Origin of the sequence: Kushneria konosiri (assembly GCF_002155145.1) — a bacterium.
Taxonomy (GTDB): Bacteria; Pseudomonadota; Gammaproteobacteria; order Pseudomonadales; family Halomonadaceae; genus Kushneria; species Kushneria konosiri.
Genome location: NZ_CP021323.1, coordinates 3,161,853 through 3,174,289, shown reverse-complemented (window position 1 = coordinate 3,174,289; position 12,437 = coordinate 3,161,853). Strand labels below are relative to the sequence as shown.

Below are 12,437 nucleotides of genomic sequence, written 5' to 3'. Positions count from 1 at the left end.
GAGGCCCTTTTGACTGACAGTCATTCTATGGCGCACGACGTCGCTGATGCAGTTCACGGTTGCGCTGGCGGGCGCGATGGGATTTTCTCAACATGACATAGGTGGCGCCGAGCCCCCCGTGGCGAGGCTGGGCCGTGGCGTAGGCCTGTACCTCGTCAAACTGCTCGAGCCATTTGCTCACATAGGAACGCACCACGTTGGCGTGGCTTTCGTCGCTTTTGCCTCGACCATGCACGATCACCACACAGCGCAGTTCATGCTGGTGCGCTTCACGGATAAATCTGAAAACCTCACGACGACACTCGGCTACCGGACGCTTCAACAGGTTCAATTGGGAGTCGACCTGATACCCTCCGTGTCGCAATTTTTCGATCACGCCGGTCTGAATGCCGTCACGACGGAACTCGATCGGATCGGTGAATGGCAATAGATCGACAAATTCGTCGGAAAGGAAATTGCTTTCCTGCTCACCGTCCTGGGCACTGGCACGCCTGGCCAGCTGCGCCTCGCTGGGTGGGCGTGCCCCGCCATTGCCGGCATCGGCGCGGTTGCGTCCCTTGTTCAGCGGAATGACGTCAGCCATTTCATGGGAGAAAAGCTGCTCATCGCGTTGATTGGCATTCATCGGGCTACTCCTCGCGTATTGGCCGGGTCACCAATAGGCTTGTCGTTCAAACAGGGGGGCCGCAGATTCGGCGGCATCAATGTCAGAGCGTCGCGTCGGGAATAAGTATGAAGTGCCGAACCTCCCGGCCGGAGCCGTCATGGGGTGATGGGCGTTTTATCACTGGATTTCTGATTCAGGGCGGATGCCAGCGAAACATTCAGCGCTTCATGATAGCGCTGCTGGGCATTACGCATGATATCAGCCATTTTACTATAGCCTTCCGGAGGGCGATATTGTTCGGGCATGGGCCAGGGCAGTCCAGCCACGACTTCACTCAGCGTCAGGGTATCAAGTGATCTGGCCAGTACCCACTCATCTTCGTCGCTGATGACAACCCAGCCCTGCTCTGACAGCACGTTCAGGAGCTTGTGATAGTGCCCACCCAATCGCTTCCTCACATTGGAAGCCCTTAATGCTCCCTCGCCGCAGGCATGTCTCTCATGCAACAGCGTCAGCATGCCCATGGCCTGCCAGAAAGGTGGCCAGCGACGCCAGTCGGCATGCTGGGTTTCCCCAAGCCAGGCCGCCAATTCTGCGCCCATCAAAATGATGAACCAGCTTAGAAAGATCCAGAGCAGAAAAAGCGGCACCGCAGCAAAGGCACCATAAAGGATCTGATAGGAAGGAAAGTTGGAGACGTAAATCGAAAAGCCCCACTTGGCAAGCTCCAGCGAGATTGATACCAATAGCGCCCCAGCAGCCGCATGCTTGATGCGCACGCGAGCGTTGGGCACAGTGACATAGATAAACCAGAAGGCCAGAAAGCTCAGGATCGGAGGCAGAAAGTGAAGGATGAAATCACTGCCTCCCAGCCAGGAGGCGGCAGAATTCAGAACGCTGATGGAGGCCAGATAGGACGACAGTAAAAAGCCGCTGCCGATCAGAATGGGGCCCAGCGTCAATACGGCCCAGTAGACAAGAAAGCCCATCAGGCCATGGCGATTATGGCGAACGCCCCAGATCCGATTGAGTGCATTCTCCACGGTCATCATCATCAGAATCGAGGTGACCAGCAAAAAGACGCCACCCACCATGGTCAGCCCGCGTGCCTGCTGGGTAAATCCGCGCAGCGTATCCAGTATGGTCTGGCCGGTCTCGGGGACGAACTGCTGAAACACGAACTGCTGAATATGATCTCCGGCATCCTGAAAATCCGGGATGGCGGCAAACAGGGCATACACCACGGTAGTAAAGGGCACTACCGCAAACAGTGTGGTATAGGTCAGTGACGCGGCTGTCTGCAGGCCGTCATGAGCATTGAAGCGTTTGACGAGTTTGATGATTGCCCTGAACGGCGCCAACAGGCACCACAGGGGTTGGGGTATGGAAAAACGTCTCACCTTGTCCTGCTCCTGACCATCAATGCTGACTGTCTTCCTGAAACATAGCGACCGCTGCAGGCTCTGACCAATCGAATCTGAAGATGGTCCGGCCTGACATCCTTCGGCTCAATGGGCACAATGGGCGCACTCCTGCCAGAATTGGTCTTTATTGTTCCTAAAAGGATACGTCATGACCCGACCCTATGTACTGGTGCTCTACTATTCCCGACAGGGCGCGACACGAGATCTTGCTCGCCATATTGCGGCCGGGGTCGAATCCGTGGGTGGTATCGATGCGCGTCTTCGAACGGTGCCATCGGTCTCTCCTGAATGTGAGGCAGTGGCCAGTGATATCCCTGATGATGGCCCGGTCTATGCCAGTCATGATGACCTGCGTGACTGTGCGGGCCTTGCAATGGGCAGTCCAACTCGTTTTGGCAACATGGCCGCACCGCTCAAATACTTTCTGGACGGGACCAGCACGCTCTGGCTCAACGGGGCGCTGGTCAACAAGCCGGCGACGGTATTTACCTCGACCTCCAGTATTCACGGGGGACAGGAAAGTACCCTGCTGACGATGATGAATCCCCTTTTGCACCATGGCATGGTACTTGCGGGTATCCCTTACAGCGTCGATGAAATGTTCACCACCCGAACTGGCGGGACGCCTTATGGCGCCAGTCATTTCGCCGGGCCTGACAGCGACCGCAGCATCGATGAGCATGAGCGTGCATTGGCAATGGCTCAGGGAAAGCGTCTGGCACAACTGGCGCTGGCACTTGAAACCATGCGAGGACAGTAACCGTGCTGTTTCGCACCTTTGAACAGCGATATGGGGCCATCGGCGCACGTCAAAAGGCACGCCGTGTCGTAACGGTCAGCTGGATTATTCTTGTAGCGGTGACGCTGATGACCGGGCTGATGCTGGCCCAGCAAGGTGGGGCTGAATCGCTGCTGCCGGTACTGGTACGTCTCGCCCCACTGCTGCTTCTCGGTGTAGTACTTCGCACCGAGCGCCGCCGTGGTTATGGCTGGCTGGCATTTGTCAGCGTGCTTTATATCATTCAGGGGGCCGTCATGCTGCAGTTGCCGGGACTATGGTGGCTGGGACTGGTTGAGGTGCTTTCTGCCCTGACCCTGCTGTTGAGTGCCGGCAGCTATGCGTTGTACATCCATTGCTGGCAGCGCAATGACAGGACGCCGGGCACCGAGTGAAGCGCTTTCAAGAGTGTGCGCCAGACCCCGAACAATACTGCGAGGCAGATTGGATGATGCCTCTCGAAGCTTGAAGGAAACCGTTCATGAGCACCATTTCTGACCTGCGTCGTGACTATACCGGGGACGCCCTCGATCACGACAATACACCCGAAACCCCCTGGCCTCTTTTTTCCGAGTGGCTCAATGCGGCGATGGAAAGCGAGCGTGATGACGCCAACGTCATGACGCTGGCCACGGCCGACAATGAAGGGCTTCCACACGCGCGCATCGTGTTGTTGAAGGGGTTTGATGAGAACGGCCTGGTATTTTACACCAGCTACCAGAGCCACAAGGGCAGCGAGCTGGGCACCTGTCCTCATGCAGCGCTGGTCTTCTGGTGGCCCACCCTGCAGCGTCAGGTGCGCGTTGAAGGTCATGTGGAGCAGGTCCCGGAAGAAACCTCGGATGCCTATTTCCATTCACGGCCCAGAGCGAGCCAGCTGGGCGCCTGGATTTCCCAGCAAAGCGTCGAGATTCCGGGCAGGCAATGGCTTGATGAGCGTACTCATCGCTTTGAGCGAGCCTATCAGGACAACGAGATTGATCGTCCGCCACACTGGGGCGGTTACCGGGTAGTGCCGATCATGGTCGAATTCTGGCAAGGCCAGCCGAGCCGTCTGCATGACCGAATCCGCTATCGCTGGCGGGCCGCCGAAAATCACTGGCTGAAAAGCCGGCTGGCGCCCTGATCATCGTGTGCTCGACGGCCCGGGGGCACGCCTGGAAAAATGACAGATCGTGATACAAAGGCAGCGGCAGGCATGAAGATTGCTCGCAGCCAAAAGCCCTTTGTCGAGCCGCTGCGGCTCGGCGAGCGCCTGCGTGAAATTCGCCGCGCTCAGAAATTGACACTTGAAGAAGTCAGCCGTCGTACCGGGGTGGCGCGATCAACGCTTTCAAAGATTGAAAACGATCTGATATCGCCCAGTTTTCTGGTGGTGCAGAAATTGATGATCGGGCTCAAGCTGGATATGCCACAGCTTTTGAAAAGCCCGCATGGCGCCCCCCGGAATGCCGGACGCCGCGATCTGACACGGTGCGGTGAGGGAGAGCTGCACCCTACGCCGACCTACGAACATGAGCTTTTATCGGCGCAGATGGCGCAAAAGCTCATGACCCCTTTCAAGACGATCGTTCGCGCGCGCAGCATTGAAGCGTTTCCTGATTGGGTACGTCATGGCGGCGAAGAGTTTCTACTGGTACTGGAGGGCTCTATTCTGCTGTACAGCGAGTTTTATGAGCCTCTTCAGCTTGAAGCCGGTGACAGCCTTTATTTCGACAGCGATATGGGTCACGCCAAGGTATCCATCAGCGACGCCGATGCTCTCGTTCTATCGGTATGCGCACCGGGCGAGCGTGCCTGATCATGGGCCAGCGTTGTCACTATTGCGGTAGACAATGACGACCTACAATGAGGTTACCCCTGATCACCGGATTTTCTGGATTCAGGGCGTTTACAGGAGCCAAGCATGGACCAACTGGACAAGCAGACCCGAACCGAGCTCGAGGCGGCTGCCTTTCGCCGCCTTCTCAAGCATCTCGATGACAATCGCGATGTGCAAAACATTGATTTGATGATTCTGGCTGATTTCTGCCGTAACTGTCTTTCCAAGTGGCTGGTGACGGCAGCCGAAGAGCGTCATGTAGAGCTTGACCTGGAAAGCGCTCGCGAGCATGTCTATGGCATGCCCTACAGTGAATGGAAGGCGAACCAGCCTCCGGCCACCGAAGAACAGCTCAAGGCGCTCGAGGCTCGTCAAAAGGCAAAGGGGAATACCTCTTCGTGAACGATGATTTCATACCGCTCGACATTGCCGTTTTGACCATCTCTGACACGCGTGATGAAAGCAGTGACCGGTCCGGTGCCCTGCTGATCGAATCGCTTGAGCGTGCCGGTCATCGCTGCGCTTTTCGTCAGATTATTCGTGACGAGCTCTATCAGATTCGCGCGGAAGTCGCCTGCCTGATCGCCAATCCGAAGATACAGATCGTGATCACGACGGGCGGTACCGGCTTTACCGGTCGGGACTCCACACCCGAAGCGGTCGGCGTCTTGTTCGATAGTCATATCGAAGGATTTGGCGAAATGTTTCGTCGACTCTCACAGGATGATGTCGGCAGCTCGACCATACAGAGTCGGGCGCTGGCAGGCTTTGCCAACCATACGGCCGTATTCTGCCTGCCGGGCTCAACCGGTGCCTGCCGTACTGGCTGGGAAGGCATCCTTCTTGAACAGCTGGATAGTCGGCACAAGCCCTGCAATTTTGCCAATCTGGTGATTCCCGGGCGGGGCCAGCATGGTGGGTAACGATCGATTGCATACGCCGCAGGAGGCACTCAAGGCGCTGTCAGCCGATCTTGCACCGCTGCCCTGTGAGTGGGTAAGGCTCGAGACGGCAGGAGATCGAGTGCTGGCGCAAACGCTGTACGCCCGACACGACACACCTCCTTTCAATAACAGCGCCATGGATGGCTATGCTCTGCGCGCTGGGGACAGTGGCAGGGTACTGCCTGTCAGCCAGCGCATCATGGCCGGCCAGAGTGGCACTGCGCTGGAAGAAGGGACCTGTGCCCGCATCTTTACCGGTGCGCCCCTGCCCGAGGGCGCCGATAGCGTCATCATGCAGGAGGAAGTCGACGTCCGTGATGAGGGCGTGTTCATTCCGGCCGGCCTTGAGACGGGTAACAGCGTTCGCCTGAAGGGACGTGAAATCAGAATCGGTGAAGTGCTGGTCTCCCGGGGGACTCGGCTCAATAGCGCTGCACTGGGATTTCTGGCAGGCCAGGGGTTTGATCAGGTACCGGTTTACCGAAAGCCCAGAGTGGCTCTTTTGTTCACTGGCGATGAGCTGAAACTGCCGGGCGAATCTCTGGCGCCCGGGCAGATTTATAACGGCAACCGGTTCATGCTGATGGACCTTCTGGTGCGCTTTGGTGCCGAGCTGACGCTGGTGGAACAGGTGCCGGATACGCTCGAGGCCATGACACAGGCTCTTGAGCACGCCTCGCATCTGGTGGATGTCATTGTCACGACTGGCGGAGTCTCGGTCGGCGATGCTGATTATGTCCGTCGTGCACTGGAGTCACTGGGCAGGCTGGATCTCTGGCGCCTGTCGATCCGCCCCGGCAAACCGCTGGCGCTGGGGCATATCGGTCCTTGCCGCTTCGTTGGGCTTGCCGGAAATCCGGTGTCGAGCTTTGTTGGTGCGTGGCTCTTTTTGCGTCCGCTTTTGGGGGGCATGCAGGGATGCGACGACATGAGAGCCCTGCCGGAAGTGACAGCTCAAGCGGAGTTCCAAACCGAAACTGCCGGGCGCGATCATTATATGCGCGTGACCCTTCAGTGGGACGGCGATGGCTATCGCGCGCAAGCGTTTGAGGATCAGGACTCCTCTATTTTGCGTTCATGCGTGAGTGCCAATGCGCTGGCAGTCATCAGGGCAAATTCGAAAATCATGCCGGGCGAGCGCGTCAGGTGTCTTCTACTGACCAGTTGATGCGGCGGCATGCTCGCATGCCGCCTGCTGCATCCATGGCCAGATCTCGTGAAAACTCTCTTCAAGCAAGGCATATTCTCGCTCAAGCCATGGCGTTAGTTCGGCCAGCCGGTTGGGGCCTGACAGGCGAGTACCCACCCCTGCGATGGCCCGGCAGGTGAAATCAAAGCTTGCGTAGGCCTTGAGCCAGTTATCACGACGAAGGTGTTCGAAAAGACGCACCTGTCGCTCTGGCACCATGTCCGAATGGCAAGAAAGCACGTGATAGACGCGCTGGTTGAGCACTTCGTCGTGGTACAACCTGGCCAGAAAGTGATCCCACACAATATCAAGTGCGATGCCGCAGACACGCCGTTGTGGAGCCGGCGCCTGCCGCTTGAGCGCCAGAGTCGTATCGTGCTGGTCGATCAGGGCATCCATCCTGCGGTGAAACCGTATGCCCCGGGCCAGTTCGCAAGGAGCGGTTGTCGGCACTGGCCCCTTGATGCCATCAGCCACCAGATTGCCCAGCATGAAAAGATCGTTGCCATGGCGTGCCAGTCGGGCATGAGCAAGAAAGTTCACGCGCTGACCTACAGGCAGTTGGTGGGGCGTGGCAGTCCTGCAAGACGTGCTGACACGCGCGCAGGACTCTCGGGGAAAAGCGACATCAGATAAAGCGAGCTGCCCTTTTCTTCACCCAGTTGCTGTCGAGTAGCCTTGACCAGTGCTCGCATGGCCGGGGCCATCTCAAAGCGTGTATAAAAGTCACGCTGCAGCTCGATGATTTCCCAGTGCTCGGGGGTCAGTACGCGAGCCTCGCGCTCGGCCATTTTCTCGGCTATTTCAGGCGACCAGCATTCAGGATCCAGCAGGTGGCCGTCGCTATCAAGCGCGACAGTCGTGCCATCAGCAAGTGTTAGAGTGTCGGTATCCGATGTCATGAGTTCCGGTGTTATGTAATTTGGGGTCGTATACCTGATCGGCGATCAGAACCAGCTGACGCAGCGATGTGCCCTGGCAGTCAGGTCGACAAAACCTGCCATGTCCACTCTTTTGGGGAATTCCGAGGGAACGATGCCTCGCGATACGCAGTCCTCTTCCAGTGCCCAGAGCTTGATGCCTTTCGGAAAGTCGCTCAGCGCAGTGCCACAGGCTGCGTAGACGCCGTCTTCGATCAGAAGAACATGATCGCCTTCACAGACGGCGGCAGCAAGCTCATCCAGAATACGAGTAGCAAAGGGAGAGCGATTGACCAGGTGAAGCGTGTTCATGGTGATCCCTGTTGAAAGAAATGATGCATCAAAAACTCATGACCACGTCATGTCGGGCGATCATGTCCGCCGTGCTGGCCTGCTGACACCCCGGTATCAACTGACTGGCGTCAAGCCCGCGCGCTTCAAGCGAGTGCCGGTCATACCAGAGGGGCTCGATGTCATAGAGTGACAGGCCTTCCAGCATGGCCGCACTGCCCTTCTGTCCCAGTGCGCCCCGTTGCTGATGAGCCAGCAGCGCCAGAATCCCGTCGCCGCTAAACAGCAGATTCGGCGGCTGGCCCAGCGCTGCGCCGACCAATGCCGTTTCGAGCCCTTCACGAACCCAGCTCGAGCCATGCGGTGGATGTCGCACGACCACCAGTATGCTTTTGGATTCCATGATGTTGTTGCCTTGTCCGTAATACTCGCCTCAGGGGGCAAAGGTGATCAGTCGATCATGCTCAAGCGCGGCCTGCATGAGCTGTCCCAGTCCCGTCAGCTCAAACGGCGCCTCAAGAGTGGGATGTGAATGCCCATGACGGCGTGCCTCTCCCTCATCCAGCAGACCACGACGAACGGCCGAGGCCACACAGACCAGAAGCTCGCATTGCTGGGTCTGATGCAGCGCACGCCAGCGCTCGAGAAGATGGGGCTCATCCCGCGGCGGTGTCATCATGCTGGCGGCATTGTAGATGCCGTCATGATAGAAAAAGACCGTGGCCACACGATGCCCCTGCGCCGGCAAGGCTTCAGCAAAACGCAGCGCACTATGAGAGGCCTGCTGGCTATAGGGTGCGCCTTGGACCATCAGGGCGTAGGTCAGTCCTTGAGACACCAGATATTTCTCCAGAAACAAGCTTCTTGAAACAAAAGAACCCTGCCGGAAGGCAGGGTCTCATGTTAACAGATCATGACGCCGTGAGGGGTCAGTCGCTGGAACTCAGGCCCAGAATCGACAGCAGGCTGATAAACAGATTGTAGATGGCCACATACAGGCTGATGGTGGCCAGAATGTAGTTGTCCTGTCCGCCATGGATCACCTGACTGGTTTCATAAAGGATCACGGCCGAGGCAAAAAGCACAAAACCCGCCGATACGGCCAGGGCCAGACCGGAGATATTGAAGATCATTGCTACCACCATGGCCAGAATCAGCACGATGGCGCCGGCCATGATGAAATTGCTCAGAAAGCTGAAGTCCTTTCGGGTAATCAGCGCCACGGCCGACAGACCGGCAAAGGTCACTGCTGTCATGCCCAGTGCGGTCATGATCAGCTGCGGTCCGTTGGACAGCGTCAGATAGGCGCTGAGAATCGGGCCGAGGGTGAACCCCATAAAGCCCGTAAACGCGAAGGTCGCCAGCAGCCCTGCGGCCGAGTTGGCGGTCTTGTGGACCAGAAACATCAGCCCGTAAGCGCCAATGAAAAAGACAAAAATGTTCATGCGCTGGATGCCCATCGACATTGCAACCCCGGCAGTGACAGCCGAGAACAGCAGCGTCATGGCCAGCAGCATGTAGGTATTGCGCAATACCTTGTGCGCTTCGACACTTCTGGCCCCGCTCTGCGAGACCCCATAGGTTCTATCGACCATGGATCACTCCCTGCATCGTGCATGGTTATGGTGGAATTTTAACCAAGAATGAGCTTCAAACGCCTTCTCTGCAAGCGATGACCCTTTTGATTGAATTAAGCTCCTTGACCTTTGCTGGCAGGCTGTTAAGATGCATCGCCGTAAGCCGGAGGGATGGCAGAGCGGTTGAATGCACCGGTCTTGAAAACCGGCAAGGGTTAACGCCCTTCCAGGGTTCGAATCCCTGTCCCTCCGCCACTATTCAAAGGGCCTGCCAATCATTGATTGGCAGGCCCTTTTCGTTTTTGATGCCTTTTCTCCCTTTGGCTCTGTCCTGACTGGCCTTGATGATCTGAATTACAGGCATGGTTTGCCTCACCCCCCTCTTCAAGACACCATACCGAGCAACTTTTACCCTTCAAAAATTTACAATCTGAACACCTGCACTTACTGTTGCCTCATCAATATGCATACCGAGGCAATGGCTTTGATACCCGTGAGTCTACAGCAAGCTTGTAATGCTGCTTCCAAGCCCTTTCCAGGTGAGGTCATTCAACAATTTCGTGATTCCGGAGCGATGTGTCTGGAGCTCTGGCAGCAGGGCCAAAAAATGGATGAGCTCTTCCTCGACCCGGACATGCTGGAGGTCTTCATCAATCTCGAAGCCCATTATCGTCAGCAGGGTATCGAGGACAGCGCGGTGCGGGCGTTTCAGAGGCTGAGCGATACCGGCAGCGTCTGACAGGGCCGTTCCGGTTGCAGAGTGATGCAGCCTTGCCTAGGCTCATTTCAGGATGATCAAATGACACGGAGAAGTTCTGATGGCCAATAGTGGACGCGGTTTTACCAAGGGCAACATGGAGCGGGAAGGCGAGCATCAGGGGGATAACCCCACAGGGGTTTACGATGCCGGTGATCGCCCGGGCCATGCTGGTGAATTCCAGGAGTGCACCCCACAGGGAGATCTGCTTGACGAATCAACGCGCATCCAGCTTGATCACGACGATGAGCCGTTGCCCCCGACTTCGCAGAAAAATAACAAGTGGCGTGTCATGAATTGAGATATGCCTTGAATATAAAAACGCCCGCGACTGAGCGGGCGTTTTTATGTCCGGCGGCAGGAATTAGCCGTGCAGCCTCAAACCGACTCGTGTGACGTTATTGCCCTCGACATCCTGCACGACCCAGTGAATACCATGCCAGTCGATATCATCCCCCACCACCGGGTAGCCGCCGACACGACGGGCAATGAAGGCACCCAGCGTTTCCTCACGCTCCCAAAGCGACAGGGTCAGACCATAGGCATCGGCCACATCGCCCATCGAGGCTTCACCTGACAGGGCAAAGGCCCCGAAGAAGTCGCGCTCCCGCTTGAGTTCGGCATCACCGTTGAACAGATGATTGATGGCATTGAGATCGTGGGTTCGGGCGATGACGCAGGCAACATCGCCGGCCTGCAGTCGGGTGCTGCCGGTCGGGTGAATCATGACATGTTCACGAAAAATCGCAGCCACAACCGCACCTGAAGGAAAGCGGAGCATTCTAAGCGGCGTATTTTCGACACGCTTGCTGTCCACCTTGTAAACGAACATCTCATAGTCATCCTCAGGCAGCACGCCCAGCAGGCGACGGCGTGCCGGTGCAGTTTCCGAAGGCACTTCGACCTTGAGCCAGCGCGCCATATGGCCGATGGTGGTGCCCTGCAATATCAGTGAGATCAGCACCACGAAAAAGGCCACATTGAAATAAAGCGAGGCATTTTCAACGCCCGCGATGACCGGGAAGATGGCCAGAACGATTGGTACGCCACCGCGCAACCCGACCCATGAGATAAAGGCAAGCTCTCGCCAGCGAAATCCGAAAAAGGGCTTGAGACTCAGCAGGACCGACAGTGGTCTTGCAACAAAAATCAGCACAACGGCGACCAGAACGCTGGACCAGGCATAATCGACCATTTCGCTGGGTGTGACCAGCAGCCCGAGGGTCAGGAAAAGCCCGATCTGACTCAGCCAGGCCAACCCGTCATGTACGGGCAGTATGAATTCGAGATGCTTGCCGCGGATATTGCCGATCATGACCCCGGCCAGATAAATGGCCAGAAAGCCGCTGCCACCCAGCATGTTGGTCAGTGCGAAAACGCTGAAGCCCATGGCGGCAGCCAGCAGTGAATAAAGCCCCGGCGCCAGATCCAGCCAGCGCAACAGACGACCCAGCAGCCAGCCACTGGCAATGCCGGCCAGGGCGCCGATGCCGAACTGCTCGACAAACATCAAAAGCGTTCCGGAAACACTGTCGATGGAGCCTGCCAGGGTCTGAGACAAAATCAGCGTCAAAAAGATGGCCATTGGGTCATTGGTACCCGACTCGATCTCAAGCGTGGCACCCACACGCTCATTGAGACGAATCCCCTGACCGCTGAGCATCGAAAATACAGCTGCCGCGTCTGTCGAGCCGACGATGGCTCCGACCAGCAATCCCTGAAATACGCTGAGATCGAACACCCACATGGCAAAAAGACCGGTCAGGCCACTGGTCAAAAAGACGCCAAGTGTGGCCAGCGACAGCGCCGGTCGAAGCCCTACCCTGAAGGTTTTCATGCGTGTTCGAAGGCCACCATCCAGAAGGATCATGGCAAGGGCGAGCTGGCCGATCAGATAAGCCAGGTTATAGTCGCCGAAATCGATCAACCCCAGACCGTCGACACCAGCCAGCATCCCGATGCCCAGAAACAGGGGGAGCAGCGGCAGGCCAATACGCGCAGATACCCGGCTGGCCAGAATGCTCATGGCCACCAGTAATCCACCCAGCAGGAATATACTGTTAAAGTCGATCACGGCGTCTCTTTAATAACCTCTTGTAATAAGACGTAGTGTGCCACGAACGCCTGC

At 57.1% G+C, this 12,437-nt stretch carries 18 protein-coding genes and 1 tRNA gene; 10 read left to right on the top strand and 9 right to left on the bottom strand.

All coding sequences use genetic code 11. The features are described from left to right. Positions 1-25 precede the first annotated feature (25 nt). Together smrA and B9G99_RS14685 are read right to left on the bottom strand one after the other, a co-directional pair. A complete protein-coding gene (gene smrA / locus B9G99_RS14690; RefSeq protein WP_086622831.1) occupies positions 26-625 on the bottom strand; it encodes a DNA endonuclease SmrA in 600 nt (199 codons plus the stop codon). A 137-nt stretch (positions 626-762) separates the two neighbouring features. After that, positions 763-2,007 (bottom strand): YihY family inner membrane protein, encoded by a 1,245-nt coding sequence (locus B9G99_RS14685; protein WP_158521518.1) that lies wholly within the window; start codon positions 2,005-2,007, stop codon positions 763-765. A 172-nt stretch (positions 2,008-2,179) separates the two neighbouring features. On the opposite strand from B9G99_RS14685, the gene wrbA reads away from it, so the two are divergent. From wrbA to B9G99_RS14650, 7 genes are all read left to right on the top strand, one after another. Beyond that, positions 2,180-2,791 (top strand): NAD(P)H:quinone oxidoreductase, encoded by a 612-nt coding sequence (gene wrbA, locus B9G99_RS14680; protein ID WP_086622829.1) that lies wholly within the window; start codon positions 2,180-2,182, stop codon positions 2,789-2,791. 2 nt (positions 2,792-2,793) lie between these two features. Further along, positions 2,794-3,204 carry a DUF2069 domain-containing protein gene (locus tag B9G99_RS14675; protein WP_086622828.1) on the top strand — a complete coding sequence of 137 codons (411 nt, stop codon included), beginning with the start codon at positions 2,794-2,796 and terminating at the stop codon, positions 3,202-3,204. A gap of 86 nt (positions 3,205-3,290) precedes the next feature. Continuing rightward, on the top strand, positions 3,291-3,935 hold the full coding sequence (gene pdxH / locus B9G99_RS14670) for a pyridoxamine 5'-phosphate oxidase (RefSeq protein ID WP_086622827.1): 645 nt from the start codon (positions 3,291-3,293) through the stop codon (positions 3,933-3,935). A gap of 72 nt (positions 3,936-4,007) precedes the next feature. After that, positions 4,008-4,610, top strand: a complete 603-nt coding sequence (locus B9G99_RS14665; protein WP_227875841.1) for a helix-turn-helix domain-containing protein — start codon at positions 4,008-4,010, stop codon at positions 4,608-4,610. A 105-nt stretch (positions 4,611-4,715) separates the two neighbouring features. Further along, positions 4,716-5,033, top strand: coding sequence for a DUF1244 domain-containing protein (locus B9G99_RS14660; protein ID WP_086622825.1), 318 nt, complete (start codon positions 4,716-4,718; stop codon positions 5,031-5,033). Then, on the top strand, positions 5,030-5,554 hold the full coding sequence (moaB, locus tag B9G99_RS14655; protein WP_086622824.1) for a molybdenum cofactor biosynthesis protein B: 525 nt from the start codon (positions 5,030-5,032) through the stop codon (positions 5,552-5,554). The genes B9G99_RS14660 and moaB overlap by 4 nt, the downstream gene beginning before the upstream one ends. Then, on the top strand, positions 5,544-6,743 hold the full coding sequence (locus B9G99_RS14650; RefSeq protein ID WP_086622823.1) for a molybdopterin molybdotransferase MoeA: 1,200 nt from the start codon (positions 5,544-5,546) through the stop codon (positions 6,741-6,743). The genes moaB and B9G99_RS14650 overlap by 11 nt, the downstream gene beginning before the upstream one ends. Here the strand turns inward: B9G99_RS14650 and B9G99_RS14645 are convergent. The 6 genes from B9G99_RS14645 to B9G99_RS14620 form a co-directional block, all read right to left on the bottom strand. Continuing rightward, a complete protein-coding gene (locus tag B9G99_RS14645) occupies positions 6,729-7,307 on the bottom strand; it encodes an acyl carrier protein phosphodiesterase (protein ID WP_086622822.1) in 579 nt (192 codons plus the stop codon). The genes B9G99_RS14650 and B9G99_RS14645 overlap by 15 nt on opposite strands. Positions 7,308-7,315: 8 nt before the next feature. After that, positions 7,316-7,666, bottom strand: coding sequence for a TusE/DsrC/DsvC family sulfur relay protein (locus tag B9G99_RS14640; RefSeq protein ID WP_086622821.1), 351 nt, complete (start codon positions 7,664-7,666; stop codon positions 7,316-7,318). A gap of 45 nt (positions 7,667-7,711) precedes the next feature. Then, complete coding sequence (gene tusB, locus B9G99_RS14635) at positions 7,712-7,996, bottom strand: sulfurtransferase complex subunit TusB (RefSeq protein ID WP_086622820.1); 285 nt, start codon at positions 7,994-7,996, stop codon at positions 7,712-7,714. Between the two features lie 28 nt (positions 7,997-8,024). Continuing rightward, on the bottom strand, positions 8,025-8,378 hold the full coding sequence (tusC, locus tag B9G99_RS14630; protein WP_086622819.1) for a sulfurtransferase complex subunit TusC: 354 nt from the start codon (positions 8,376-8,378) through the stop codon (positions 8,025-8,027). 30 nt (positions 8,379-8,408) lie between these two features. Then, complete coding sequence (gene tusD, locus B9G99_RS14625) at positions 8,409-8,801, bottom strand: sulfurtransferase complex subunit TusD (RefSeq protein ID WP_086623507.1); 393 nt, start codon at positions 8,799-8,801, stop codon at positions 8,409-8,411. A 103-nt stretch (positions 8,802-8,904) separates the two neighbouring features. Further along, entirely contained in the window at positions 8,905-9,570 is a 666-nt protein-coding gene (locus B9G99_RS14620; RefSeq protein ID WP_086622818.1) for a Bax inhibitor-1/YccA family protein, read from the bottom strand. A gap of 147 nt (positions 9,571-9,717) precedes the next feature. Here B9G99_RS14620 and B9G99_RS14615 point away from each other — a divergent pair. The 3 genes from B9G99_RS14615 to B9G99_RS14610 all read left to right on the top strand — a co-directional run bounded on the left by B9G99_RS14615 (position 9,718) and on the right by B9G99_RS14610 (position 10,610). Then, positions 9,718-9,807, top strand: a tRNA-Ser gene (locus B9G99_RS14615). A 238-nt stretch (positions 9,808-10,045) separates the two neighbouring features. Then, positions 10,046-10,291, top strand: a complete 246-nt coding sequence (locus B9G99_RS16790; RefSeq protein ID WP_148663965.1) for a hypothetical protein — start codon at positions 10,046-10,048, stop codon at positions 10,289-10,291. A gap of 79 nt (positions 10,292-10,370) precedes the next feature. Then, entirely contained in the window at positions 10,371-10,610 is a 240-nt protein-coding gene (locus tag B9G99_RS14610) for a hypothetical protein (protein ID WP_086622817.1), read from the top strand. A 63-nt stretch (positions 10,611-10,673) separates the two neighbouring features. Here the strand turns inward: B9G99_RS14610 and B9G99_RS14605 are convergent, their stop codons facing one another. Continuing rightward, on the bottom strand, positions 10,674-12,383 hold the full coding sequence (locus B9G99_RS14605; protein ID WP_086622816.1) for a potassium/proton antiporter: 1,710 nt from the start codon (positions 12,381-12,383) through the stop codon (positions 10,674-10,676). Positions 12,384-12,437: the final 54 nt, after the last annotated feature.

Coding starts and splice junctions, on each gene's coding strand:
- B9G99_RS14620 (WP_086622818.1), bottom strand. CDS start 9,570: ATGGTCGATAGAACCTATGGGGTCTCGCAGAGCGGGGCCAGAAGTGTC.
- tusB (WP_086622820.1), bottom strand. CDS start 7,996: ATGAACACGCTTCACCTGGTCAATCGCTCTCCCTTTGCTACTCGTATT.
- wrbA (WP_086622829.1), top strand. CDS start 2,180: ATGACCCGACCCTATGTACTGGTGCTCTACTATTCCCGACAGGGCGCG.
- B9G99_RS14660 (WP_086622825.1), top strand. CDS start 4,716: ATGGACCAACTGGACAAGCAGACCCGAACCGAGCTCGAGGCGGCTGCC.
- B9G99_RS14610 (WP_086622817.1), top strand. CDS start 10,371: ATGGCCAATAGTGGACGCGGTTTTACCAAGGGCAACATGGAGCGGGAA.
- B9G99_RS14665 (WP_227875841.1), top strand. CDS start 4,008: ATGAAGATTGCTCGCAGCCAAAAGCCCTTTGTCGAGCCGCTGCGGCTC.
- B9G99_RS14650 (WP_086622823.1), top strand. CDS start 5,544: ATGGTGGGTAACGATCGATTGCATACGCCGCAGGAGGCACTCAAGGCG.
- B9G99_RS14640 (WP_086622821.1), bottom strand. CDS start 7,666: ATGACATCGGATACCGACACTCTAACACTTGCTGATGGCACGACTGTC.
- smrA (WP_086622831.1), bottom strand. CDS start 625: ATGAATGCCAATCAACGCGATGAGCAGCTTTTCTCCCATGAAATGGCT.
- pdxH (WP_086622827.1), top strand. CDS start 3,291: ATGAGCACCATTTCTGACCTGCGTCGTGACTATACCGGGGACGCCCTC.
- tusC (WP_086622819.1), bottom strand. CDS start 8,378: ATGGAATCCAAAAGCATACTGGTGGTCGTGCGACATCCACCGCATGGC.